We start from the raw sequence: 25,259 nt of genomic DNA on the forward strand, positions 1-25,259 counted from the left end.
GCACGGTCTGGGCGCGTCGCCCCGGGTGAGTGAACTCCCCTGGACGGCGCGCCCGTTCATGTTCCGTTCGCAATACGTACAAGAGACATCGCTCAACGGACGATTTCCGGCCAACCTGCGATCGCCCTCCTGACATGTACAAGCCTCAACTGGCACGCTTCCCCCACGCACCACACGCAACACACAGCTAAGCACCACCCACTTCAGCACCACACAGCTCTCTTACCCCACATACAAGGAGCTTGCGTGACCCCCCACATATCGCGCTTCACCAAGAAGCGTTCGACTCTGGCCATCGCCACCGCCGTTGCCGCCGGAGCCCTGCTGACCGCCGGAATGACCACCGGCGCGTCCGCGCAGCCCGCGGTCGACGCGACGCCGGGCGGCGCGCCCATGAAGCTCTCGGGCGCCGCCCGCGCCGGCCTCCTCCAGGACGCCGACGCGAAGAAGGCCGAGACGGCGAAGGAGCTGAAGCTCGGCTCCAAGGAGAAGCTCGTCGTCCGTGACGTGGTCAAGGACCGCGACGGCGCGACGCACACCCGCTACGAGCGCACCTACGACGGACTCCCGGTCCTCGGCGGCGACCTGGTCGTCCACGAGTCCAAGGCCGGCAAGTCCGAGGGCGTCACCCGCGCGACCTCGAAGAGAATCGCGGTGACGACGGCCTCCGCCTCCCTCAAGGCCGCCCCCGAGGGCGCCCGCAAGGTGGTCTGGGCGGCGTCGGGCACCCCGCGCCTCGCCTACGAGAAGGTCGTCACCGGCACGCAGAAGGACGGCACGCCGCGCAAGCTGCACGTCGTCACGGACGCCGCGACCGGCAAGAAGATCTTCGAGTGGGACGCGATCCACACCGGCGCCGGCGAGAGCCAGTACAGCGGCAGCGTGACGGTCGGCTCCACCAAGTCCGGCTCCTCGTACGCCCTCACGGACGCGGAGCGCGGCGGCCACAGCACGTACGACCTCAAGCACGGGTCGTCCGGCAAGGGCACGCTGTTCACCGACGCGGACGACAAGTGGGGCGACGGCACCACCAACGACGCGGCCACGGCCGCGGTCGACGCCGCCTACGGCGCCCAGGTGACGTGGGACTACTACAAGGACGTCCAGGGCCGCAGCGGCATCAAGGGCGACGGCAAGGGCGCGTACTCGCGGGTCCACTACGGCAACGCGTACGTCAACGCGTTCTGGGACGACAGCTGCTTCTGCATGACGTACGGCGACGGCGAGGGCGACAAGAAGCCCCTGACGTCGATCGACGTGGCGGGCCACGAGATGTCGCACGGCGTCACCGCGGCGACCGCGGGCCTCATCTACAGCGGTGAGTCCGGCGGTCTGAACGAGGCCACGTCCGACATCTTCGGCACCGCGGTCGAGTTCCACGCGAACAACGCCAAGGACGTCGGCGACTACCTCATCGGCGAGAAGATCGACATCAACGGCGACGGCACCCCGCTGCGCTACATGGACAAGCCCAGCAAGGACGGCGCGTCCCTGGACAACTGGAAGAGCGGCGCGGGCAACGTCGACGTGCACTACTCGTCGGGCATCGCGAACCACTTCTTCTACCTGCTGTCGGAGGGCAGCGGGAAGAAGGAGATCAACGGGGTCTCCTACGACTCCCCGACCGCGGACGGCCAGCCGGCCGCGGGCATCGGCCGCGACAAGGCCGAGAAGATCTGGTTCAAGGCCCTGACCTCGTACTTCACGACGAACACGGACTACGCGAACGCGCGCAAGGGCACGCTGAGCGCGGCGACCGACCTGTACGGCGCCGACTCGGCGGAGTACAAGGCGGTCGACCGGGCGTGGGCCGCGGTCAACGTCAAGTGACGTAGGACGTCAGCACGTCGGGGGCGGCGCCGGTTTCGGTGCCGCCCCCTTCGCGCGTCAGCTCTCGTATTCCGTCAGGTCGATCTCGTGCACCTGGAGCGGGTGGCCGTGCTTCGGGTGCGCGAACTCGTGTCCCTCCGTCATGCCCAGCTTGCGGGCGATGTTCTCCGACCCCGTGTCGCCCGGACGGATCAGGGCGACGACCCGGTCGACGCCGCGGTCCTGGAGGGCGAACTCCAAGGTGGCCTGGGCGGCTTCGGAGGCGTAGCCCTGGCCCCAGAACTGGCGGCCGAGCCACCAGTTGATCTCGATGCCGGGCTGGAGTTCGGACACCGACAGGCCGACGACGCCGGCCAGCTCGCCGGAGGCGAGGAGTTCGACGGCGAACGGGCCGAAGCCCTCCTCGTCCCACTCCTCCTCCCAGCGCTCGATGTCCTCGGCCGTCCGCTCCAGGTCGCGCGGCCCGCCGTCGCCGACCCGGCGCATGACCTCCGGGTCCGCCTGGATCTCGGAGAGGGGCACGAGGTCGTCGTCGGACCAGCGGCGGAGCAGGAGGCGGGGCGTCTGGATCTCGGTCATGGGTCCATCTTCGCCGAGACCCGCGACGCCGCCGACCAATCCGGCCGCCCCTCAACGCGTCCTCAGCGCGTCCTCAGCGCATGAGGACCCCCGCGGCCTCCGCGGTCGCCTCCGAGGGGACGGTCACCAGGCCCGTCTCCGCCGGTGAGGCGAGCAGCCGGTGAGCGGGCAGGATACGGACCGTGTAGCCGTACGGGCCCGTGCGGTCGAGGGAGAGCGGACCCTCGTACGCCCAGCGGCCGTCCAGATCCGGGCCGCCGGCCGGTTTCAGGGCCACCGTCGTCGCGTCGGTGATGCGGTCGCCGGAGTCGACGCGGCCCGCCACCGCCTGCACCTCGACGTCCTCGGGGCCGAGCTCGTCGAGCGCCACCCGCACGCGCAGCACCAGTGTCGCGCCGAGCTCGGCCGTGGCCGTCGACGCCTCCACATGGTCGACGGCCACCTGTGGCCAGGACGCGCGGACCTTGGACTTCCACCGGGCGAGTTCGCGCGCCGCGTCGGGGGTGAGGGCGCGGCCGGAGCGGGCCGCGGGGGCGTACAGCTTCTCGACGTACTCGCGGACCATGCGCCCGGCGAGGACCTTCGGGCCCAGGTGGGTGAGGGTACGGCGGACCATCTCGATCCAGCGGTCGGGCAGCCCTTCGGGGCCGCGCTCGTAGAAGCGGGGCGCGACCCTGCGCTCGACCAGGTCGTAGAGGGCCGCGGCCTCCAGGTCGTCGCGCCGCTGCTCGTCGGTCGCGGTGCCGTCCGCGGTGGGGATCGCCCAGCCGAAGTCGGGCGTGAACCACTCGTCCCACCAGCCGTCGAGTACGGAGAGGTTGAGGCAGCCGTTCAGGGCGGCCTTCATGCCGGACGTCCCGCAGGCCTCCAGGGGACGCAGCGGATTGTTGAGCCAGATGTCGCAGCCGGGGTAGAGCTTCTGCGCCATGGCCATGCCGTAGTCCGGCAGGAACACGATGCGGTGGCGCACCCGCGGGTCGTCGGTGAAGCGCACCAGCTCCTGCACGAGGCGCTTGCCGCCGTCGTCGGCCGGGTGCGCCTTGCCCGCGACGACGATCTGGACGGGCCGGTCCGGGTCGAGGAGGAGGCGCCTCAGGCGGTCCGGGTCACGCAGCATCAGGGTGAGCCGCTTGTAGGAGGGGACGCGGCGGGCGAAGCCGATGGTGAGGACGTCGGGGTCGAGCACCCCGTCGATCCAGCCGAGTTCCGCCGCGCCCGCGCCGCGCTGGCGCCAGGACGCGGCGAGGCGCTCGCGCACCTCGTCCACGAGGCGGCCGCGGAGCTCGCGGCGCAGCTCCCAGATGTCCCGGTCGGCGATCTCGGCGACGGCGTCCCAGCGGTCGGAGCCGCCGACGGCCAGGGCTTCCAGGGTGCGCTGCTCACCGAGGTGGCGGGCGCCGAGCCGCAGGACCTCGGGGGCCACCCAGGTCGGGGCGTGCACGCCGTTGGTGACGGAGGTGATGGGGACCTCCTCCGGGTCGAAGCCCGGCCACAGGCCCGAGAACATCTCGCGGCTGACCCTGCCGTGCAGGGTGGAGACGCCGTTGGCGCGCTGGGCGAGGCGCAGGCCCATCACGGCCATGTTGAAGACGTTCGGGTCGCCGCCCGCGTACGTCTCCGTGCCGAGGCCGAGGATGCGTGCGGCGTCGATGCCGGGGAGTTCGGCGCCGGGCCCGAAGTGGTGGGCGACGAGTTCCCGGTCGAAACGGTCGATACCGGCCGGGACGGGGGTGTGCGTGGTGAAGACGGTCCCGGCGCGTACGGCTTCGATGGCGGCGTCGAAGTCCACGCCGCGTCCGGCGAGCTCGTGGATCCGCTCGACCCCGAGGAATCCGGCGTGTCCCTCGTTCGTGTGGAACACCTCGGGCTCGGGGTGACCGGTGAGGCGGCAGTAGGCGCGCACGGCCCGCACCCCGCCGATGCCGAGCAGCATTTCCTGGAGGAGCCGGTGCTCGCTGCCGCCGCCGTAGAGCCGGTCGGTGACATCGCGTTCGCCGGGGCCGTTCTCCTCGACGTCCGAGTCGAGGAGAAGCAGGGGCACACGGCCGACCTGCGCCTGCCAGACGCGGGCCAGCAGCCGGCCGCCGCCGGGCAGGGCGAGCGCGACACGGCAGTCGGTGCCGTCCGGTTCGCGCAGCGGGGTCAGCGGCAGTTCGTGCGGGTCGAGGACGGGATAGTGCTCCTGCTGCCAGCCGTCCCTGGACAGGGACTGCCGGAAGTAGCCGTGCCGGTAGAGGAGTCCTACGCCGATCAGCGGCACCCCGAGGTCACTGGCCGCCTTGAGGTGGTCTCCGGCGAGGATGCCGAGGCCGCCGGAGTACTGCGGCAGGGCGGCGGTGATGCCGAACTCGGGGGAGAAGTATCCGACGGCGGCGGGCAGGCCACCGCTCTGCTTCTGGTACCAGCGGTCGCCCTCCGCATAGGACCTGAGGTCGTCCGCGGCCTCGCCGAGCAGGCGCAGGAACCCCGCGTCGGCGGCGAGTTCGGCGAGCCGCGCGTGCGGCACGGCGCCGAGGAGGCGCACCGGGTCCCCGTCGGACGCGGCCCAGCGCCCGGGGTCCACGGCCTGGAAGAGGTCGCGCGTCCCGGTGTGCCAGGACCAGCGCAGGTTACGGGCCAGTTCGTGAAGGGGGGCGAGGGGCTCGGGCAGGACGGGACGAACGGTGATTCGACGGATGGCCTTCACGTTCTCACCTCTGTAGGGGGACGCGGCGGGCATACGCGCACACGTGCGAGGGGGACGCGCTCCGTCGAGCGGCCCCCGGCTGTCACCTCCGACGGTACGGCCACCAGGCCCCGGCTACCACGGCGCACGGAGTCGCAAAGACCCCCGTGTCACGCGGTTCCCAGCGGTACGCGGGGGCCAGAGGCGGCCCGAGCGGGGTCACGGGGCGTAGCCGGAGACGACCTTGCCCTCGTCGGTGTCGGCGAACAACGCGCCGCCCAGATAGAGGGGTTGGCCCAGGTGCACGGCCACCGCCCCGGTCCCCGACCCAGTGCGCGGGGTGTCCTTCCTGCGGAGCGTGTTGACGTCTCCCGAGATGTTCCGCCCTTCGAGGGCGTACGCGCCGAAGGACAGCACCCGTTCGCCCGCGAGGGCGAGGCCGGCGGTCTCCTGGGGCGCGCCGTAGTGCCACAGGCGCCGGCCGGTGCGCCAGTCGTACGCCGTGAGGAAGTGGTCGACGGGGTCCGACGCGTCCTCGTTGCCGGCCGGCACGACGAGCACGCCGTTCGCGCCGACGACGGGTCCGGGCAACGTGGGCCGCACGTCGGCCGCGACGGTGCGCCGGGTGGCGAGGGTGCGGCCGTCGAGTTCCCGCACGCCCGGGTGTTCGAGGTCCCAGCACAGGACGGACGACGCGTGGCGCAGGAGGGCGAAGCAGGTCGCGGTGGGCGCGGAGGCGGCGCGGGAGCCGTCCTTCGTGGAGAGGGCGAGCACTCCGCGTCCCTCGGCTGCCAGGTAGACACGGCCGTCGCCGGTCAGGAGCGGGCCCTGCGGCTTGGGCAGCGGGGCGGTCCGCCACAGCTCGTGGCCGTCGGAGGCGCGCCGGGCCCGCACGACCGTACTGCGGGACATGCGGGTTCCGGGAGTCATGGTGAACTCGGCGGTGTAGACGACGTTCTTCGCGTACGTCAGGGCGAGCAGACCGGTGTACCGGGGCAGGCGGTGGCGCCAGCGGACGGTGCCGGTCGTGGCGTCGACCCCGGTGACTCCGAGCTCGCTGGGTACGAACACGCGGGTGCCGTCGCTCTCGGGCGGCAGCTCCTGAATGCCCTGGAGGTTGTCGGGTCCCGCCGTGAACCCGCGGGACGTCCAGCCGCCCCGGCCGCTCGCGGCGTCGAAGGCGGCCGCCGCGCCCTTGCCGTCGCGGCAGATCAGCCGGGGCAGGACCAGCACGCAGCCGCGGCCGCGGTCGTCCAGGGCGGCGGGGCGGTCCACGGACCAGGGCTTCCATCCGTCGGGGCGGGCGGAGGCGCGGGTGCCGGCCGTGCCGAACTCTCCCGAGCGGTCGGCGGATCCGTAGGCGGTGACGACGCGGGGGCCGCCGGGGGTCCTGGAGCCTCCGTGTCCGGGTGACGTGCCACCGCCCGCGCCCGCGCCGCCCCCGCCCGGCAGGACGACTGCCGCCACGGCCACCGCGGCTCCGGCGACCGCCGCCGCGACCAGCCACGGCCAGCGGCGGGGTGTCCCGCGGCCGGGCGGGGCGGGGGGTGCCTCAGGCATCAAAGGTGTGGCGGGCGGCGTGGGTCCGGTCCCCGTCGCCGTGTCGGCCGCCGCGAACGACCGAGCGGCCACGTCCTGTTCGCAGCGGGCCACGGCCTCCCGGTGCTCGGCGAAGAGCGAGAGCACCTCGGTGGGCCAGGGCACCTGGGCGTCGGCGGGACCCGGGTCGAGCCGCCGCGCGAGCTCCGCCGCGCCGGGCCGCTCCCCCGGCGCCACCCGCAGGCACGCGGCGACCGTCTCGCGCAGCGCCTCCGGGACCGCCGACAGGTCCGCGTCCCCCCGGGTGATGCGGAAGATGACCGACGCGAGTTCGGGGTCGTCGAAGGGGCCCCGGCCCGTGGCGGCGTGACAGAGCACGGCGCCGAGCGCGAAGACGTCCGAGGCGGGCACGACGGCGTGGCTGCCCTCGATCTGCTCGGGCGCCATGAACCCGGGGGTGCCGACGACCATCCCCGCGGCCGTGAGCGCCGTGGCCTCGAAGGCCTGCGCGATGCCGAAGTCGATGAGCTTGGGGCCCTCGGGCGTGAGCAGGACGTTGCCGGGTTTGAGGTCCCGGTGCAGGACGTGCGCCGCGTGCACGGCGGCGAGGGCGCGGGCGAGCCGGGCGCCGAGGGCCCGCACCGCGGGGACGGGCAGCGGACCGCAGCGGGCAACCGTCTCGGCGAGCGCGGGCCCGGGCACGTACTCCGTGGCCAGCCAGGGCACTTGGGTGTCGGCGTCCCCGTCGAGGAGCGCGGCCGTGCCGGGACCGGAGACGGCACGCGCGGCGGCGATCTCGCGGCGGAACCTGATCCGGAACTCGCGGTCCACGTCGACGTCCGCCCTGACCGTCTTGACGGCGACGAGCGGTGCCCCCGGCCGGTGCTCCCGCGCCAGGTACACCTCGCCCATGCCGCCCGCGCCGATGAGGGCGAGCAGCCGGTAGGGGCCGATGTGCCGCGGGGGCCCGGGCAGCGGGTCGAGCAACGGATCCTCCAAGGACCGGGGCGGTGCGGGACGCGTGACTACGCCGGGATCTCCAGGGACACGACGGTCCCCTGGTCGTAGACGAGCGTCACGACCCCGCCGAGCAGCAGGAGCGTCGGGGGCCGCGGCGAGTCGGCGATGACCGTACCGGGGTCGGTGTGCGCCTTGATCTGCGGGTTTCCGGGTGCCCCTGGGACGACGGTGGCACGGGCCTTGCCCTTCGCCCCCAGTGGCACGGACCGAAGCGTGGTGTTGTCGGCGGTCAGGGCGCGGTCGCCGGTGATCAGAGGTCCCGACGAGACCGGCCGCTTGATCACGTCGGTGAGGGTCGTGAGGGGTTCCCTGCGGGTGACGCGGCCGTGGCGCGCGTCGGCGACCAGGAGCTTCTCGTTCGTCGTGTCGTAGGCGACCGCGGCGCCGGACCCGACCGCGCTCACGACGACATCAAGCCCCGGGAAGCCGTCCGCCTGCACCGCCGGCGCCTTGAATCCGAAGGTGCCCTCGACCGCGAGCGTCCGGGGGTTGAGGCGGGTGACCCGGGTCTGGGGCGTGGTGTTGGGGTCGTCGAAGGAGCCGTCGCCGGCCAGGACCTGGGTGCACAGCACCTGCCCGTCCTGCGTCATGAGGGTGCGGCACTGCCCCTTGTCGTACGGGGTGCCGACCCGGGTGCCGGTCCGCTCGTCGAGTGCGACGACGCCTTCTTTCGCGTCGGCGTAGACGAGGCCGTCGTGGGCCAGGTCGGCTGTGTAGGCGCCCAGTTCGGCACCGGCGAGCTCGCCGGTGCTGAGCGTGTGGGTCCAGCCGGAAGCGCCGTCCTTCAGGCGGAACGCCCTCAGCCTCGCGCCCGCCGGCCCGTCCACGCCGTCCGCCGAGCCCTCCTGGGACGTGACGAGGCGGCCTTTGTCGGTGAGCAGGGCCGCCGTGAAGTGCGTGCCGTCGTCGGGCGCGGCCGACCAGCGCACACCGCCCGAGCGGGAGTCCCGCACCTGGAGGCGGCCCTTGTGGGCGATGACCGTGGTGCCGCCGCGCACCGTCGGGGCCAGCGAGTCGCCGGGCATGAACAGCTTGCCCGAGGGGCTGATGTAGGCCTCGTCGCCGACGTCGCCGTCCGCGGGTGAGCGCCCGTCCGACGTCCACAGCCGCCGGCCGCTGCTTGCGTCGAGCGCCTCGTACGTCCCGTCGGTGAGCAGGCAGACGACGGCCCGGGTGTCGGCGGCGCAGCTCATGGGCGCGTGCCCGAGCCTGCCCCGCCACGGTTTCCAGCCCTTGGGCCGCTGCTCCCGGAACTGCGGTACGTAGCCGCTCCGGTCGTCCGTCCCGGCCTCGTCCACCCCGGCCCGCGCGACGAGTGCGGCGGGCGGGAGCGTGGTGGAGGGCGTGGGTCCGGCACCCTTGCCGCCGGGACCGCCGGCCTCGTCGCCCTGAGCGGGGCCACGCAGCGCGAGCAGTGCTCCGACGGCTCCGCCCGCGACGGCCACCGCGAGAACCGTGGCGAGGAGGGTACGGCGGCTCCGGGCCCGGCGCGCGGGTGTGGCTGCCGGGATGGCCGGCGGGGCCGCGCTCATGGTGGGCAGGTCGTGCGGCGTGAGGGCGGGCGGGGTCGAGCGCTGCGTCGGGGTGCGGGTGGGGGTACGGCCGTCCGGCGCGCTGTCCTGCGGCAGCGGTACCAGGGGCTGTCCGGCGGCGCACAGGTGCGCCGCGTCCCGCCGCGTCTCGGCGATCGACTCCACCACGGGGTCCGGCCAGCCGGCGTCGGGCCCGCTCGCACCGGCCAGGGCGGCGAACCGCTCCGCGAGTGCCTCCGGCCCGGGCCGCGCCCCGGGGTCCTGAACGAGACAGTCGGCCAGGACTTCCCTCAACTCCTGCGGAACGCCTTCGAGTTCGGCCTCCGCGCGTGAGACCCGGTAGAGGACCGCCGCCACCGGGCCGTCACCGAACGGGTCGCGCCCGGCCGCCGCGTACGCGAGGACCGAGGCCAGGCAGAACACGTCGGAGGCGGCCACCACATGCCTCCCGCCCGCGACATGTTCCGGCGACATGAAGCCGGGCGTCCCGACCAGCAGCCCGGTCGAGGTCATCGTGGTGGCGCCGGGGGTGCGCGCCACGCCGAAGTCGATCAGCTTGGGCCCGTCGGCGCCGAGCAGGACGTTCGCCGGCTTCAGGTCCCGGTGCAGGGCGCCCGCGGCGTGCACCGCGGACAGTGCCCGGGCCATCCCGGCGCCGAGCGCGAGGACGGCGGGGGCGGGCAGCGGCCCGTGCCGGCGCATCGCCTCTGCGAGGGTCGGGCCGGGGACGTACTCCGTGGCGAGCCAGGGCTGTTCCGCGTCGGCGTCACCGGCGACGAGCCGCGCCACGAAGGGGCTCGCCACCGACGCGGCGACGGCGATCTCACGCCGGAACCGGGCGCGGAACGCCGGGTCCCCCGCGACCTCGCGGCGGATCGCCTTCACGGCGACGAGCGACTCCGGGACGCGCGGCCCGTCGGTGGCGAGGAACACCTCACCCATGCCGCCCGCCCCGAGTCTGGCCAGCGTCTCGTGCGGACCCATGCGCGCGGGCGACCCCTCCCGCAGCCGACCGATCATCCGCCCCGTCCCCCCGTGCCGTTGTCCGGATCACGCACCCCAACTGTGCGCGTGCGCACCTTCTGTGACGCTCCGGCAGATTACTGGGTGCGTCGCAGACCACGGGGGCCGAGGCCCGCGTACCGGCCGGAGGAAGTCCGGTTTTCGCCGCAACCCTCACCGCGATCGTCACGGGTTCCCCCACGGGCGATATGGCCGATTCCACCCCCTCATGCGGTCTTGTAGGGCCTGCCACCGCACGAGAGGCTGCCAAGCGGTGTGCGTGGATCCCCGGCCGTCAGGACCGGCGGCCGCGCAACTCCGGTCCTCGCGCGCCGAGTCGAGGAGGGGGAACTCACGACATGACACTGACGCGCAAGAGGCGTCTGCGCTGGGCGGGCGCGCTCACCGCCGCGACCACGGCGGCGGTGCTCTCGGCCGTCACGTTGCCCGCGCATGCCGCGCCTCCGCTGGGGCGCATACTCGGCGCCGGTGAGCCCGGCGCCGTCGCAGGGAGTTACATCGTGACGCTCAAGGGGGGAACGAAGGCGCCGTCCGACATGGGCAAGGGCCTCGCCGAGAAGTACGGGGCGAAAATACGCCACACCTACAGCACGGCGCTGAACGGCTACGCAGTGCGCGCGGGCGAGGCGCAGGCCAGAAGGCTCGCGGCCGATCCGTCGGTCGCCGCGGTGGTCCAGGACTCACGCGTGTCGCTCGACCACACCCGGAAGAACCCGCCGTCCTGGGGGCTGGACCGCATCGACCAGGGTGATCTGCCGCTCGACAACTCCTACACCTGGCCCGAGTCGGACGGCTCGGGCGTCACGGCGTACGTCATCGACACCGGCATCCGGATCTCGCACCGGGACTTCGGCGGCCGGGCGCGCTACGGCTGGGACTTCGTCGACGGCGACGCCACCGCGCAGGACGGCAACGGCCACGGCACCCACGTGGCCGGAACCGTCGCCGGTGCGGGCCACGGCGTCGCGACAAAGGCGGACGTGGTCGCGGTGCGCGTGCTCGACGACGCGGGCTCCGGGACGACCGCCCAGGTCATCGCGGGCATCGACTGGGTGACGAAGCACGCGCGTAAACCGGCCGTCGCCAATCTGAGCCTCGGCGGCCACGCCAACGCGCAGCTGGACGCGGCGGTGCGGGGCTCCATCGCCTCCGGCGTCACGTACACGGTCGCGGCCGGCAACGACGGACTCCCGGCGAGCCTGTGCTCGCCGGCCCGTGTGAAGGAGGCCGTCACGGTCGGCGCGACCGACCGCACGGACCGGCGCGCCGACTTCTCGAACTGGGGCACCCGGCTCGACCTGTTCGCCCCCGGCGTCGACATCACCTCGGCGTCTAACGCGAGCGACACGGGGAAGGCGACTTACTCCGGTACGTCGATGGCGTCACCGCACGCGGCGGGCGCCGCCGCGCTGTACCTGTCCGGCCACACCTCGGCCACGCCGGCCGAGGTGAGCCGGGCGCTGACGAAGCGCGCGGCAACAGGCCGGGTCACGGACACGCTGCCCGGCTCGCCGAACAAGCTGCTCCAGGTCAACAACCCGTAACCGAAGGGTGAGTTCATGATCCGGTCCCGTCGTTCACGGCGGGGCCGGACTTGTCTGTGTGCTTACGCGCGAGTAGTTAACAAAGCACCGGATTGCCCGCCCTGCGACCGTGGAAGGCTCCCCCGGTACACACTGCGCGACCCCCTTCGTACACACTGCGCGACCCTCTTCCTCACCCCCGTTTCCGCAAACCGAACACCCGCGGTCAGGAGCGGTCATGCCCGCACAGAGTCCCTCGCCGAAGCCCCACACGGACCCGGCGAAGCAGTCGGCCAGAAGCGCGAAATCGCAGAAACCACCGGGCCGGCGGCGCCCACCGGCCACCACCGCCGCCACCACGCTCGGGCGGATACCTGTCCTGGACGTCCAGCCCCTCGTGGACCACGGCCGCAGGCCCGCCAAGGCGGTGGCGGGCGAGTCCTTCGAGGTCAGCGCGACGGTCTTCCGCGAGGGCCACGACGCGGTCGCCGCGAACGTGGTGCTGCGCTCGCCGCGCGGCCGCACGGGCCCCTGGACCCCGATGCGCGAGCTGGCCCCTGGCACCGACCGCTGGGGCGCGCAGGTCACGCCCACGTCGGAGGGGCGCTGGACCTACACCGTCGAGGCGTGGGGCGACCCCGTCACCACCTGGCGCCGCCACGCGCAGATCAAGGTCCCGGCGGGCATCGACACCGAACTCGTCCTGGAGGAGGGCGCGTTGCTGCACGAGCGCGCCGCCGAGGGCGTGCCGCAGCGCAAGGGGCAGCGCGAGACCGTGCTGCGCGCCGCCGCCGCGCTCCGGGACACCGCACGCCCCGCCGCGGCTCGCCTGGCCGCCGCGCTCACGCCGAAGGTCGACGAGGTCCTCGCCCGCCACCCGTTGCGCGAGCTGGTCACCAGCTCCGACCCGCTGCCGCTCCTCGTGGAGCGCGAACGGGCGCTGTACGGAGCGTGGTACGAGTTCTTCCCGCGCTCGGAGGGTGCGATCGTGCGTGAGGGGGAACCGCCGGTCTCCGGCACGTTCCACACCGCGGCGAAGCGCCTCCCGGCCATCGCCGCGATGGGCTTCGACGTCCTCTATCTGCCGCCGGTCCACCCCATCGGCACCACGTACCGCAAGGGTCCCGACAACTCGCTCTCCCCGGGGCCGCACGACGTGGGCGTCCCCTGGGCGATCGGCTCCCCGGAGGGCGGTCACGACGCGATCCACCCCGACCTCGGCTCCCTCGACGACTTCGACGCCTTCGTGCGCCGGGCCGCGGACCTGGGCCTGGAGATCGCCCTCGACTTCGCGCTCCAGTGCTCGCCCGACCACCCGTGGGTGGAGAAGCACCCCGAGTGGTTCCACCACCGGCCTGACGGGACCATCGCGTACGCGGAGAACCCGCCGAAGAAGTACCAGGACATCTACCCGATCGCCTTCGACCAGGACATGCCCGGCCTGGTCGCCGAGACGACCCGCGTCCTGCGCTTCTGGATGGACCACGGCGTGCGCATCTTCCGCGTCGACAACCCGCACACCAAGCCCGTCGTCTTCTGGGAACGGGTCATCAGGGAGATCAACCGCACCGACCCCGACGTGATCTTCCTGGCCGAGGCGTTCACGCGCCCCGCGATGATGCGCACCCTCGCGCAGGCCGGCTTCCAGCAGTCGTACACCTACTTCACCTGGCGGAACTCGAAGCAGGAACTCACCGAGTACGCGACGGAGTTGGCGAAGGACACGGCCGCGTACATGCGGCCCAACTTCTTCGTGAACACCCCGGACATCCTGCACGCCTACCTTCAGAACGGCGGGCGCCCCGCGTTCGAGGTGCGCGCGGTCCTGGCTGCCACGCTCTCGCCGACCTGGGGCGTCTACAGCGGCTACGAACTGTGCGAAAACGCCCCGCTACGCCCCGGTAGCGAGGAGTATCTCCATTCGGAGAAGTACGAACTGCGGCCGCGCGACTGGGAGTCGGCCGAGCTCGAAGGGCGTTCGATCGCGCCTCTCATCACCCGGCTCAACGACATCAGGCGCCGCAGCCCCGCCCTGCGCCGGCTGCGTGACGTGCACTTCCACCACACCGACCAGGACTCGGTGATCGCGTATTCCAAGTCGGTCGCAGGCGCGCACGGTTCGAACACGGTTCTGGTGGTCGCCAACCTCGATCCTCACCACACCCAGGAGGCGACGGTGTCGTTGGACATGCCGCAACTGGGACTCGGCTGGCACGAGTCCGCGCCGGTGCGCGACGAGCTCACCGGTGAGACCTACCACTGGGGCAGGGCCAACTACGTGCGCCTCGAGCCGGGCCGTGCGCCCGCGCACATCCTCACCGTCCTGCGACCGTCCTCACCGTTGATCGGAGGGTCACCCACACCATGACCGTCAATGAACCCGTCCCGGACACCTTCGAGGACACCCCAGCCAAGGACCGGGATCCCGACTGGTTCAAACGTGCCGTCTTCTACGAGGTCCTCGTCCGCTCCTTCCAGGACAGCAACGGCGACGGCGTGGGCGACCTCAAGGGCATCACCGCGAAACTGGACTATCTCCAGTGGCTCGGCGTGGACTGCCTCTGGCTTCCACCGTTCTTCAAGTCCCCGCTACGGGACGGTGGTTACGACGTCTCGGACTACACGGCGGTCCTGCCGGAGTTCGGTGACCTGGCCGACTTCGTGGAGTTCGTCGACGCCGCGCACCAGCGCGGGATGCGCGTGATCATCGACTTCGTCATGAACCACACGAGCGATCAGCACGAGTGGTTCCAGGAGTCCCGCAAGGACCCCACCGGCCCCTACGGCGACTACTACGTCTGGGCCGACGACGACAAGCAGTACGAGGACGCGCGGATCATCTTCGTCGACACCGAGGCGTCGAACTGGACCTTCGACCCGGTGCGCAAGCAGTACTACTGGCACCGCTTCTTCTCCCACCAGCCGGATCTCAACTACGAGAACCCGCGCGTCCAGGAGGAGATCATCGCGGCCCTGCGCTTCTGGCTGGACCTCGGCATCGACGGCTTCCGGCTCGACGCGGTGCCCTACCTCTACGCGGAGGAGGGGACCAACTGCGAGAACCTGCCGGCCACGCACGAGCTCCTCAAGCGGGTTCGCAAGGAGATCGACGCGCATTACCCGGACACGGTGCTGCTCGCCGAGGCCAACCAGTGGCCTGAAGACGTGGTCGACTACTTCGGCGACTACGCCTCCGGCGGCGACGAATGCCACATGGCCTTCCACTTCCCCGTCATGCCACGCATCTTCATGGCCGTGCGCAGGGAGTCGCGCTACCCGGTCTCGGAAATCCTGGCCAAGACCCCCGCCATTCCGTCGAGTTGCCAGTGGGGCATCTTCCTGCGCAACCACGACGAACTCACGCTCGAAATGGTCACCGACGAAGAACGCGACTACATGTACGCGGAGTACGCCAAGGACCCGCGGATGCGCGCCAACATCGGCATCCGCCGCCGCCTCGCGCCACTCCTCGACAACGACCGCAACCAGATCGAACTGTTCACCGCGCTCCTGCTCTCCCTGCCGGGCTCGCCGATCCTCTACTACGGCGACGAGATCGGCATGGGCGACAACATCTGGCTCGGCGACCGCGACGCGGTGCGCACGCCGATGCAGTGGACACCCGATCGCAACGCGGGCTTCTCCTCCTGCGACCCGGGCCGGCTCTCCCTGCCCACGATCATGGACCCGGTCTACGGCTACCAGGTGACCAACGTCGAGGCGTCCATGACCTCGCCGTCGTCTCTGCTGCACTGGACCCGGCGCATGATCGAGATCCGCAAGCAGAACGAGGCGTTCGGCCTCGGCTCGTACACCGAACTCCCTTCGTCCAACCCGGCGGTGATCGCGTTCCTGCGCGAGTACAAGGACGACCTCGTGCTGTGCGTGCACAACTTCTCGCGCTTCGCCCAGCCCACCGAACTCGACCTCCAGGCCTTCAGCGGCCGCCACCCGGTCGAGCTGATCGGCGGGGTGCGCTTTCCGGCCATCGGTGAACTGCCCTATCTCCTCACCCTCGCAGGTCACGGCTTCTACTGGTTCCGGCTGCGCGACGAAGCCTGACCGTCGCCCAGGGAGGGCCGGTTTCCACCGCCCCTCCCTGGGCACCCATCACCACACACCCCGACACGTCCCGCACGTACTGCCTCTGCCGCATTTCCGGGACGCCGCCCCGCACCCAGTCGCGGCCCGCCCCGGGGAAAGGACGTGACGCCATGCCGGATGCCGTCACCCGAACCGGCCCGACCGCGCGACCCGAGCTGCTCGCCTCGCTCGATCCGCTCCTGCGCGCGTGGCTGCCCCGGCAACGCTGGTTCGCGGGCAGAACAGCACCCGCCCTCACCCTGCTCGCCGCGACGGACCTGCTGCCGGCCACGGCACGGCAGCCGGGCCTGATCCACGCCCTCCTGCGCATCGCGCCCACCCAGGACACGTACCAACTCCTGCTGGGCGTAAGGGAGTCACTGCCCCCGTACCTGGCGCCGGCCCTCATCGGCCACGTCACCCAGGGACCCCTCGCCGGGCGCACGGTCTACGAGGCCCTGCTCGACCCCCGCCTGACGGACCTCCTCCTGGAACGGCTGCGCCACCCGGGCCGCCTGGACGGACTCCGTTTCGCGCACGACGGCGAGACCCCGATCCCGCCGGGCCTCACCCCCCGCCCCCTCGACGCGGAGCAGTCCAACTCCTCGATCATTTACGGAGATACGTTCATCCTCAAGGTGTTCCGCCGTGTCACGCCGGGCCTCAACCCGGACCTGGAACTCCAGCGCGCGCTGGCCGACGAGGGCTGCGAACGCGCGCTCGCCCCGGTGGCGTGGTTCGAGACGACGGACGGCGACCCGCTCTCGCTCGGCCTGCTCCAGCCCTACCTCACCGGCGCGACGGACGGCTGGGACCTCGCGCTCGGCGAACTGTCCAAGGGGCAGGACTTCCGCCACGAGGCCCTCGAACTCGGCCGCGCCACGGCCGAGATCCACCTCGCCCTGGCGCACGCCCTGCCGACGGTCACCCTGGGCCGCGCCCACACCGTGCAGCTGGCGCAGTCGATGAAGGAACGTCTCGACAAGGCCGTCCAGGCCGTACCGGCGCTCCATCCCTACGCACCCGCGCTGCACACCGCCTTCGACGCCCTCGCGGCCGACACGACCCCCCGCACCGCCCAGCGCGTCCACGGGGACCTGCACCTGGGCCAGTGCCTGCGCTCGCCCGCCGGCGCCTGGTCGGTCATCGACTTCGAGGGCGAGCCCTCCCGCCCCCTGCCCGAACGCCGGCTGCCGCACCCGCCCGCCCGGGACGTGGCCGGCATGCTGCGCTCCTTCGACTACGCGGCCCGCACGAACCGGCCGTGGGCTCCGGACTGGGCGCGCCGGTGCCGGGACGCGTACTGCGCGGGCTACGCGCAGGCCGCCGGAGACGACCCGCGCACGGACCCGGTCCTGCTGCGCGCCTACGAGACGGACAAGGCGGTCTACGAAGCCGTCTACGAGGCCCATCACCGCCCGGACTGGCTTTCGATCCCCCTCTCGGCGATCGAGCGCCTCGCCTCGGAGGCCTCCGGCATGCCACGCCCCCGCCCCGGAGGCGCGGCACCGCAGCACCCCATGTCGACCCCGAGCCAGGAGGCCACCCCGTGACGCACGACCCCTCCCGCTCCACACCTCCGACACCCGTCACCGCCACCCCGGCCCCCACCCCCGCCGCCGACCGTGACCGCCTCCTCGCCGGTACCCACCACGACCCGCACTCCACGCTGGGCGCGCACCCCACGTCCACCGGCACGGCGTTCCGGGCACTGCGCCCGCACGCCCGCACGGTCACGGTCGTGGCGGACGGCCTCAGGGCCTTGCTGCACGACGACGGCGACGGCTTCTTCTCGGGCCTCGTCGACCTGCCCGCACCCCCGGACGAATACCGCCTCCTGGTCACCTACGAGGGAGCCGACCACGAGACCCCGGACCCGTACGGGCTGCTGCCCGCGCTCTCCGGGTTCGACCTGCACCTGATCGGCGAGGGCCGGCACGAGCAGCTGTGGCAGGCGCTCGGCGCGCACCCCATGACGCATCAGGGCCTCACCGGCACCCGCTTCACCGTCTGGGCACCGAACGCCCGAGGGGTGCGCGTCGTGGGCGACTTCAACTACTGGAACGGGACGGGCCACCCGATGCGCTCGCTGGGCTCCACGGGGATCTGGGAGCTCTTCGTCCCCTCGCTCGGCGAGGGTGAGCTGTACAAGTTCGAGATCACCCGCCCGGACGGCTCGAAGACGATGCGCGCGGACCCGCTGGCCCGCCGCACGGAGGTGCCGCCCGCCAACTCCTCCGTCATCGATGCGTCGCACCACATCTGGCACGACGACGAGTGGATGGCCGGCCGCGGCACGCCGCCCGCGCACGAAGCCCCGTTCTCGGTCTACGAGATCCACCTCGCGTCCTGGCGCCCGGGCCTCACCTACCGCCAGCTCGCCGAACAACTTCCCCGCTATGTGGCCGACTTGGGGTTCACGCACGTAGAGCTGATGCCGGTGGCCGAGCACCCCTTCGGCGGGTCGTGGGGCTACCAGGTCACCGGCTTCTACGCCCCGACGGCCCGCATGGGCACGCCCGACGACTTCCGGCATCTGGTCGACGCGCTGCACCAGGCAGGCATCGGCGTCCTCATGGACTGGGTGCCGGCCCACTTCCCGCGCGACGACTGGGCCCTCGCCGAGTTCGACGGCCGCACCCTGTACGAGCACGAGGACCCGCTGCGCGCCGCCCACCCCGACTGGGGCACCCTCGAGTTCGACTACGGCCGCAAGGAGGTCCGCAACTTCCTGGTGGCCAACGCCGTGTACTGGTGCGAGGAGTTCCACATCGACGGCCTGCGGGTCGACGCCGTGGCCTCCATGCTCTACCTCGACTACTCGCGCGAACACGGCCAGTGGTCGCCGAACGAGCACGGCGGCCGGGAGAACCTGGACGCGGTCGAGTTCCTCCAGGAGATGAACGCGACGCTGTACCGCAGGATCCCCGGCGTGGTGACGATCGCCGAGGAGTCGACGGCGTGGGACGGCGTGACTCGGGCCACCCATCACATCGGGCCCGGCGGCTTCGGGGGTCTCGGCTTCGGCCTGAAGTGGAACATGGGCTGGATGCACGACTCGCTCGGCTATGTGTCCCACGACCCGGTCCACCGCAGCTACCACCACGACGAGATGACCTTCTCGATGGTGTACGCGTACAGCGAGAACTACGTCCTGCCGATCTCGCACGACGAAGTGGTGCACGGCAAGAAGGCCCTGGTGTCCAAGCTGCCCGGCGACTGGTGGCAGCAGCGCGCCACCCATCGCGCCTACCTGGGCTTCATGTGGTCCCACCCGGGCAAGCAACTCCTGTTCATGGGGCAGGAGTTCGCGCAGGGAGCCGAGTGGTCGGAGGCGCACGGCCCGGACTGGTGGCTGCTCGACCCGTCGTACCCGGCGGAGCCCGACCACCGTGGCGTCCGCGACCTCACCCGCGACCTGAACACCGTCTACCGTAGCGAACCGGCGCTCTGGCAGCGGGACACGGACCCGACGGGCTTCGAGTGGATCGTCGGTGACGCGGCGCAGGACAACGTGTTCGCGTTCCTGCGGCGCGCCGCCGACGGCAGCCCGCTCATGTCAGTGTCCAACTTCTCGCCGGTGGTCCGTCACGAGTACCGGCTCGGCGCCCCCGACGACGTACCGGCCTGGCACGAGGTCCTCAACACCGACGCGGCCCGTTACGGCGGCGGCGACGTCGGCAACCCGGACCCGGTCAAGCCGGACGCCCAGGGTGCCCACGGGCGTCCGGCAAGTGTCCGGCTCACGCTGCCGCCGCTCGCGACGGTGTGGCTCAGGCCCGCGTGACCAGCACGCCGCGCAGCGACTCGGGCAGCTCCCCGCCGTGCACGACGCCGAGGGTCTGGGTGGCCCGGGTCAATGCGACGTAGAGGTCACTGACGCCGTACTCGCCGGGCTCCACGACCAGTACGCGGTCGAACTCGAGCCCCTTGGCCTGGCGGGGGTCGAGCAGCACCAGGTGCTTGGTGAGATCGGGCTCGCCGCCCGCCACCACGTCCGGCAGCACGGCGGCGAGCGCCGCGTGCAGCCGGCGGGGGGCGATCACCGCGAGCCGCCCCTCCTCGGGCGTCGCGGCGACGGCCTCCTCGGCCACGGCCTTCACGACGTCGTCGGCCGCGCGCGCCCAGGGGCGCACGCCCGTCGAACGGACCGAGGACGGCGGCTCGAAGCCGGGGTGCTCGGCGCGCAGCACGGCCGCCGCCACGTCCATGATCTCGGACGGCGTGCGGTAGTTGACGCCGAGCCGGGTGTGCTCCCAGCGGTCCTCGACGTACGGCGCGAGGATCTTCTCCCACGATCCGACGCCGGCCTCCTCGGCGGTCTGCGCGGGGTCGCCGACCAGCGTCATGGACCGCGTGGGCGAACGCCGCATCAGCAGTCGCCACGCCATCGGCGACAGCTCCTGCGCCTCGTCGACGATGATGTGCCCGAACGCCCAGGTCCGGTCGGCCGCCGCGCGCTCGGCGGCGCTGCGGTGGTCCTCCTCCTCGTACCAGTCGGCGACCCGCTCAGCGTCGACGATGTCGTGCGCGGCGAGGACCTCGGAGTCCTCCTCGTCCTCGAACTCGTACGTCTCCGAGCCGCGAGAGAGTTCGAGCACGCCCTGCGCGTAGCCGATCCGCTCCTGGCGCGCCGCCTCGGCCAGGGCGCGCTCGGCGCTGTCGTCGACGCCGATCAGCTCGGCGGCCTCGTCGAGGAGCGGAACGTCGGCGGGAGTCCAGTCCGCCGGCCCCGTCACGTCGCGCCGGATCGCCTTCGCGTCCTCGCCGGCCAGGTGAACGGGCTCGGCGAGGAAGTCCGCGACGAGGTCCTGCGGGGTGAGCCGGGGCCACAACTCCTCGATGGCGGCGTGCACTTCGTTGCTGGCGGCGACTCCCTTGCCGAGCAGGGCGAGGTCGTCGGGGCCGAGGAAGTTGGGTCCGCCGTACGGGTCGGCGCCGATGCGCTCGGAGAGCTGGTCGGTGAGCGCGTCGATGATCCGGAAGGCGAAGTGGGGGCGGGCGAGGTTGTGCGGCAGGAGCGTGTCGCGAGCCGCCTGCCGGGCCTCGTAGGCGATCTCCCAGTCGAGGATCAGGTCACCGTCGTCGTGCCGGACGACCATCGGGGCGCCGGGCTCGGGGAGCTGCTGCCGGTCGCGCACGGCGAGCGCGAGGGCGTCCACCATGGCCTCGGCGCCCTTGACGGCGGCGGCGTGCGGGGTGTCCTCGGCGGTGGCGTGCACGCCGGGGAACAGCTCACCGAGCGAGGCGAGCAGCACGCCGGTCTCGCCGAGCGCGGGCAGGACCTCACCGATGTAGCCGAGGAAGGCGGGGTTCGGGCCGACGATGAGCACGGCCCGCTTGGCGAGAAGCTCCCGCTGCTCGTACAGGAGGAACGCCGCGCGGTGCAGTGCCACCGCGGTCTTGCCCGTGCCGGGGCCGCCCTCCACCACGAGCACGCCGCGGTGCGAGTGGCGGATGATCCGGTCCTGCTCGGCCTGGATGGTCTGCACGATGTCGCCCATGCGGCCGGTGCGGGCCGAGTTCAGGGCGGCGAGCAGTACGGCGTCGCCGGTCGGGTCCTCGAACCCGGTGCGCTCCTCGTCACCCAGGTCGAGGATCTCGTCGTGCAGCTCGGTGACGGTGCGCCCCTCGGTGGTGAGGTGGCGGCGCCGCCTGATGCCCATGGGCGTGTGCCCGGTGGCGAGATAGAAGGGGCGGGCGACCGGCGCGCGCCAGTCGATCAGGATCGGGGTGTGCTCGCTGTCGTCCTCGCGAATTCCGATGCGCCCGATGTGATGCGCGGTGCCGCCCGCCTTTTCGGTGAGATCGATCCGGCCGAAGCACAGCGAACCGTCGACCGCGTTCAGCGCGGCGAGCAGGCCGGAACGCTCGACGACGAGGAGATCCCTTTCGAGCCGCGCCTGCTGGCCGGTGCCGACCGGCGTCAGGGCGTCCGTGACCGACTCCGCGGCATCGCCGCGCAGCACATCGACGCGCGCGTAAAGCCGGTCGATGAATTCCTGCTCTTTCTGCAATTCAGCGATTTCACGCGCTTCACGGGTTGACAAAGCGGCTCCCTGCCAGGTACGGTGTGTTTATTCGGCCCCTCGTGAGGGGCCTTTTCTGTGGGCACACAGAAACATCGAATATACCCCTTGGCAGGACCCAATTCTACCCTCGGGGATTTCGCCGCCTTTCTCGCCGGGTGCACCGATCCCTGGCTGGCCGGCGCCCCGTTTCGACTGCCCGAGGCAGCACCGAGCACCGCCTGCCGGAGCCTCGGCCGCTCAGCTCGATCCGGTGACCCGCGTCACACTCGCGTCCTGTCAGCAATCGGCGCGCCGTCTCGTTCAAGGAGCACGCGAACGAGACAGGAGCAACGCCATGAAGCACCGCATCGTCGTAGTCGGCGCCGGATACGCCGGGGCCTTCGCCGCCGGAAACCTGGCCCGTCGGCTCTCCCCCGCCGACACCGAGATCACCGTCGTCAACGCCGAGCCCGACTTCGTCGAGCGGATGCGGCTCCATCAGCTCGCGATCGGCCAGGACCTCGCGTTCCGCAAGCTCGCCGACGTGTTCGCCGGTACCGGGGTGCGGCTGCGCCTGGCACGCGTCACCGGCGTCGACCCCGAGCGCAGGACCGTCGCCGTGACGGGCCCGGACGGCGATGTCGGCGACGGCGAGCTCGCGTACGACACGCTTCTCTACGCGCTCGGCAGCTCCGTCGCCCACCACGACGTCCCCGGCGTGGCCGAGTACGCCTTCGATGTGACCGGCCGCTCCTCGGCGCTGCGTCTGCGCGAGCGCCTGGCCGGCCTGGGCGAGGGCGCCACCGTGCTGGTCGTCGGCGAAGGGCTGACCGGCATCGAGACCGCCACCGAGTTCGCGGAGTCCCGGCCCGACCTCTCGGTCGCCCTCGCTGCCCACGGCGAGCTGGGCGCGTGGCTCTCCCCGAAGGCCCGCCGCCACCTGCGCCGGGCCTTCGACCGGCTCGGCATCACCGTCCACGAGCACACCCGCATCGAAGCCGTCGAGCCGACGCGGGCGATCGCCGCCGACGGCACGCGCATCCCGGCCGAAGTGACCGTCTGGGCAGCCGGGTTCGCCGTTCACCCCATCGCGGCCGTCAGCGGCCTGGAGGTCGCCGAGACCGGCCAGATCGTCGTCGACCGCACCATGCGCTCGGTCTCGCACCCGGACGTCTACGCCGCCGGTGACTGCGCCTACGCGATCGGCGACAACGGCCGGCCGCTGCCGATGTCCTGCGGCTCCGCCGGATTCACCAACATGCAGGCGACCGCCGCGATCATCGCGCGCCTGACGGGCAGCGAGGTCCCGACCAGCGCGCTGAAGTACTACGGCAACCACATCAGCCTCGGACGGCGGGACGCGATCTTCCAGATGGTGGACGGGGACGTCCGGTCGAAGTCCTGGTACCTGGGCGGCCGGACTGCCGCGCGGCTCAAGTCGGGCGTGCTCAAGGGGTCCGGGTGGAGCATCGTCCACCCGACCTTCGGCATGCCGAAGCGCAAGCGCCGCCTGGCCACCGCGCCCGACCGGGCCGGTGTGAGGGCCGCCGCCTAGGCTGCTGCGCATGGACAGTGCAGCCATCGATCGGTTCGAGGCCAGCCGGTGCCGGCTGGCCTCGCTCGCGTACCGTCTGCTCGGCTCGGCCGCCGACGCCGAGGACGCCGTGCAGGACACGTTCCTGCGCTGGCAGGCCGCAGACCGCGAACGGGTCGAGGTGCCGGAGGCGTGGCTGACCAAGGTCGTCACCAATCTCTGCCTCGACCGGCTGCGCTCGGCGCGGGCGCGCCACGAGCGCGCGGCCGGGGCCTGGCTGCCCGAGCCGCTCCTCGAGGGCGACCCGATGCTCGGCCCTGCCGACACCTTCGAGCAGCGTGAATCGGTGTCCTTGGCCGTACTGACCCTGATGGAGCGCCTCTCGCCCGTCGAGCGGGCCGCTTACGTCCTGCGCGAGGCCTTCGCGTACCCCCACGCCGAGATCGCCGGGATCCTCGACATCAGCGAGTCCGCGAGCCAGCAGCATGTCCACCGGGCCCGGCGCCGGGTCGTCGCCGAGCGCCGCGGCGGCGACGAGGTGGACCCCGCCTCCGCGCGCCGGATCGTCGAGGAGTTCCTCGCCGCCGCCATGTCGGGGCGCACCGAACGTCTGGTGGCGATGCTCACCGCCGACGTGACGGCGGTCTCGGACGGCGCCGGACTGGCCAGGCGGCTGCTGCGGTACACGACGCGCGAGCGCGTCGCCTCCTACGTGCGGGCCGGCTTCAAGCCCACTGAGGCGAAGCGGCGGCTGGCCGGAGGCTCCCCCGCGTTCCACATCGCGCTGGTCAACGGCTCACCGGCCGTCCTCGCCGTGATCGAGGACCGGGTCGTGGGCGCCGTGGCGTTCGAGGTCAGCGACGGCAAGGTCGCGTCCCTGCGCGGCATCGCCGCCGCGGACCGGCTCGCGCGCCTCAGCGGGGCCTGGCGGCAGCACGAGCCCGACGCGCCGGCCATCGCGGCATGGTGACCGGCGCCACCGGAATCCAGTGACCTGAGTCGGAGCGAGGACGGCTCGGGCCCGGCCGTACGACAGCGGGGCGAACCCGGTGTCCGGGCAGATGTCGCGCGGGCTGACGGCCTTGGGCGACCACTCTTGTCGCGTGTCCGCCCCTTTGGCCTCGATCTCCCGGATATTCGGCCCTGTCAGACCACGTCCGACAACTCCTCGAGAAGCCGCCGCTTCGGGCGTGCCCCGACCCGCGACCACACCGGCTCGCCGTCCTTGAAGACCATCAGCGTCGGCATCGACAGCACCCCGTAACGCACCGCGGTCTCCGGGTTGCGGTCCACGTCGATCACCACGACGTCGAGCCGCTCCCGCTCCTCGTCCGCGATGGAGCGAAGCACCGGCGCGAGCTGCCGGCACGGCCCGCACCACTCGGCGGTGAACTCCACCAGGACCGGCCGCCCCGCCCCCAGCACCGCTGCGTCGAAGTCCGCGTCCGTGACGTCCCTCAGATCCGTGCTCACATCACCCTCCCAGTTCGCAGCGCGGCGACGGGTCCTCGCCCACCAGCGCGCCCATGGCCTCTTCGGCGCGCTCCAGCTGCGCGCCGACCTTCTCCCGCACGGCGGTCAACTCGCCGATCAGCGCATCGAGTTCGCCGAGTTTGCGGCGGTACACCGCGAGCGAGGCGGGGCACGAGTCGCCCTCCGGATGCCCGGCCCGCAGGCACTCCACGAAGGGCCGGGTCTCCTCCAGCTCGAACCCGAAGTCCTGCAGCGTCCTGATCTGCCGCAGGGCCCGCAGGTCCGCCTCGTCGTACGTGCGGTAGCCGTTGCCCCCGCGCCGCGCGGGCAGCAGCCCGCGCGACTCGTAGTACCTCAGCGTCCGCGTGGACGTCCCGGCCCGCTCCGCCAGCTCTCCGATGCGCATGTCGTCGACGGTAAACGTTGACGCCGACGGAAAGGCCAGCG

The 25,259-nt window shown here is 72.2% G+C and carries 15 protein-coding genes; 8 read left to right on the plus strand and 7 right to left on the minus strand.

The window, feature by feature from the left end:
• Positions 1–246 precede the first annotated feature (246 nt).
• Entirely contained in the window at positions 247–1,830 is a 1,584-nt protein-coding gene (locus OG456_RS11545; protein WP_266559897.1) for a M4 family metallopeptidase, read from the plus strand.
• Positions 1,831–1,887: 57 nt separating this feature from the next.
• Here OG456_RS11545 and OG456_RS11550 read toward each other — a convergent pair whose 3' ends face one another.
• The 4 genes from OG456_RS11550 to OG456_RS11565 all read right to left on the minus strand — a co-directional run bounded on the left by OG456_RS11550 (position 1,888) and on the right by OG456_RS11565 (position 10,149).
• Entirely contained in the window at positions 1,888–2,409 is a 522-nt protein-coding gene (locus tag OG456_RS11550; protein WP_266559899.1) for a GNAT family N-acetyltransferase, read from the minus strand.
• A gap of 73 nt (positions 2,410–2,482) precedes the next feature.
• Positions 2,483–5,095, minus strand: a complete 2,613-nt coding sequence (gene glgP, locus OG456_RS11555) for an alpha-glucan family phosphorylase (RefSeq protein ID WP_266559902.1) — start codon at positions 5,093–5,095, stop codon at positions 2,483–2,485.
• Positions 5,096–5,293: 198 nt separating this feature from the next.
• Entirely contained in the window at positions 5,294–7,612 is a 2,319-nt protein-coding gene (locus OG456_RS11560; RefSeq protein ID WP_266559904.1) for a protein kinase, read from the minus strand.
• Between the two features lie 26 nt (positions 7,613–7,638).
• Positions 7,639–10,149, minus strand: coding sequence for a protein kinase (locus OG456_RS11565; RefSeq protein ID WP_266559906.1), 2,511 nt, complete (start codon positions 10,147–10,149; stop codon positions 7,639–7,641).
• Between the two features lie 377 nt (positions 10,150–10,526).
• On the opposite strand from OG456_RS11565, the gene OG456_RS11570 reads away from it, so the two are divergent.
• The 5 genes from OG456_RS11570 (at position 10,527) to glgB (ending at position 19,581) form a co-directional block, all read left to right on the plus strand.
• Positions 10,527–11,732 (plus strand): S8 family peptidase, encoded by a 1,206-nt coding sequence (locus OG456_RS11570; RefSeq protein WP_266559908.1) that lies wholly within the window; start codon positions 10,527–10,529, stop codon positions 11,730–11,732.
• A 217-nt stretch (positions 11,733–11,949) separates the two neighbouring features.
• Positions 11,950–14,079, plus strand: coding sequence for an alpha-1,4-glucan--maltose-1-phosphate maltosyltransferase (locus tag OG456_RS11575; RefSeq protein WP_266559910.1), 2,130 nt, complete (start codon positions 11,950–11,952; stop codon positions 14,077–14,079).
• Positions 14,076–15,773 (plus strand): maltose alpha-D-glucosyltransferase, encoded by a 1,698-nt coding sequence (treS, locus tag OG456_RS11580; protein WP_266559912.1) that lies wholly within the window; start codon positions 14,076–14,078, stop codon positions 15,771–15,773. The genes OG456_RS11575 and treS overlap by 4 nt, the downstream gene beginning before the upstream one ends.
• Positions 15,774–15,925: 152 nt before the next feature.
• Positions 15,926–17,347 (plus strand): maltokinase, encoded by a 1,422-nt coding sequence (locus OG456_RS11585; RefSeq protein WP_266559914.1) that lies wholly within the window; start codon positions 15,926–15,928, stop codon positions 17,345–17,347.
• Positions 17,344–19,581 carry a 1,4-alpha-glucan branching enzyme gene (gene glgB, locus OG456_RS11590; RefSeq protein ID WP_266559916.1) on the plus strand — a complete coding sequence of 746 codons (2,238 nt, stop codon included), beginning with the start codon at positions 17,344–17,346 and terminating at the stop codon, positions 19,579–19,581. The genes OG456_RS11585 and glgB overlap by 4 nt, the downstream gene beginning before the upstream one ends.
• Here glgB and OG456_RS11595 read toward each other — a convergent pair.
• Entirely contained in the window at positions 19,568–21,811 is a 2,244-nt protein-coding gene (locus OG456_RS11595) for an AAA family ATPase (RefSeq protein WP_266559918.1), read from the minus strand. The two genes, glgB and OG456_RS11595, sit on opposite strands and share 14 nt — an antisense overlap.
• A 349-nt stretch (positions 21,812–22,160) precedes the next feature.
• Between OG456_RS11595 and OG456_RS11600 the strand changes: the two genes are divergently transcribed.
• Together OG456_RS11600 and OG456_RS11605 are read left to right on the plus strand one after the other, a co-directional pair.
• Positions 22,161–23,360 carry an NAD(P)/FAD-dependent oxidoreductase gene (locus OG456_RS11600; RefSeq protein WP_266559919.1) on the plus strand — a complete coding sequence of 400 codons (1,200 nt, stop codon included), beginning with the start codon at positions 22,161–22,163 and terminating at the stop codon, positions 23,358–23,360.
• 10 nt (positions 23,361–23,370) lie between these two features.
• Entirely contained in the window at positions 23,371–24,309 is a 939-nt protein-coding gene (locus OG456_RS11605; RefSeq protein ID WP_266559921.1) for a sigma-70 family RNA polymerase sigma factor, read from the plus strand.
• 176 nt (positions 24,310–24,485) lie between these two features.
• Here OG456_RS11605 and trxA read toward each other — a convergent pair whose 3' ends face one another.
• Positions 24,486–24,812: a thioredoxin gene (gene trxA / locus OG456_RS11610; RefSeq protein WP_323136314.1), complete on the minus strand. Its 327-nt coding sequence runs from the start codon at positions 24,810–24,812 to the stop codon at positions 24,486–24,488.
• Position 24,813: 1 nt separating this feature from the next.
• Positions 24,814–25,218, minus strand: a complete 405-nt coding sequence (locus OG456_RS11615; protein WP_266559923.1) for a MerR family transcriptional regulator — start codon at positions 25,216–25,218, stop codon at positions 24,814–24,816.
• Positions 25,219–25,259: the final 41 nt, after the last annotated feature.

Origin of the sequence: Streptomyces sp. NBC_01446, assembly GCF_026340095.1 — a bacterium.
Classification (GTDB): domain Bacteria; phylum Actinomycetota; class Actinomycetes; order Streptomycetales; family Streptomycetaceae; genus Streptomyces; species Streptomyces aureus.

Coding starts and splice junctions, on each gene's coding strand:
- OG456_RS11550 (WP_266559899.1), bottom strand. CDS start 2,409: ATGACCGAGATCCAGACGCCCCGCCTCCTGCTCCGCCGCTGGTCCGAC.
- OG456_RS11565 (WP_266559906.1), bottom strand. CDS start 10,149: ATGGGTCCGCACGAGACGCTGGCCAGACTCGGGGCGGGCGGCATGGGT.
- OG456_RS11570 (WP_266559908.1), top strand. CDS start 10,527: ATGACACTGACGCGCAAGAGGCGTCTGCGCTGGGCGGGCGCGCTCACC.
- OG456_RS11575 (WP_266559910.1), top strand. CDS start 11,950: ATGCCCGCACAGAGTCCCTCGCCGAAGCCCCACACGGACCCGGCGAAG.
- treS (WP_266559912.1), top strand. CDS start 14,076: ATGACCGTCAATGAACCCGTCCCGGACACCTTCGAGGACACCCCAGCC.
- OG456_RS11585 (WP_266559914.1), top strand. CDS start 15,926: ATGCCGGATGCCGTCACCCGAACCGGCCCGACCGCGCGACCCGAGCTG.
- OG456_RS11600 (WP_266559919.1), top strand. CDS start 22,161: ATGAAGCACCGCATCGTCGTAGTCGGCGCCGGATACGCCGGGGCCTTC.
- OG456_RS11605 (WP_266559921.1), top strand. CDS start 23,371: ATGGACAGTGCAGCCATCGATCGGTTCGAGGCCAGCCGGTGCCGGCTG.
- OG456_RS11615 (WP_266559923.1), bottom strand. CDS start 25,218: ATGCGCATCGGAGAGCTGGCGGAGCGGGCCGGGACGTCCACGCGGACG.